General features: G+C 64.5%; 1 protein-coding gene. It reads left to right on the top strand.

The features are described from left to right. Positions 1-87 precede the first annotated feature (87 nt). On the top strand, positions 88-529 hold a 442-nt coding region (locus tag AC1D15_RS36555; RefSeq protein ID WP_477829942.1), incomplete at its 3' end, for a hypothetical protein.

Raw genomic sequence — 529 nt, 5'->3', positions numbered from 1 at the left:
CCGATGCAGGCACCAAGAACCGTCTCGCGAGGGCACAGGGCAGCTTCCCATCCGCTGTCCGCCGACTCCGCTTTCAAGGAGCAGGTGGTGGGCGACGCCGGCACGGCGCGCTACCTGGTGCAGGAAGCCGCGCACTGGGGGCGGCTCGTCGAACTGATGGAGGGGCGGTGCGTGTCCGGAAGTCCGGGTGATGTGCTGGTGCAGCGCCTGATGGATCTGGCCGACGGCGGTATCGACTTCGTGGCGGCGGATGGCAAGTCGGGCAAAAGGAGCGTCAAGCGTGCCGTGTGCGAGTTGCTGGCGGCGTTTCCCGAGCCGGACCAGGGAGCGCTTGATGAAGTGCACAAGACGCTGAACAAGAAGCTCGAATCGACAGCGGCGAATGGGGATTTGCATACCGCCCTGGAGACTGCCATCAAGCAGCTCAAGAACCTGCGCAAGCGGGACATGATGCCGGTGGCCTGCGACTGGCTCCAGGTGAGAAAAGACGTCGAGGCGCCCTCGGAGCAATTGCAACGCGAATGCAGGA

It is taken from the genome of Rhizobacter sp. P2_H2 (assembly GCF_056403375.1).
The sequence above is the reverse complement of the archived record's forward strand: the minus strand, read 5'-3'. Positions and strand labels throughout refer to the sequence as shown.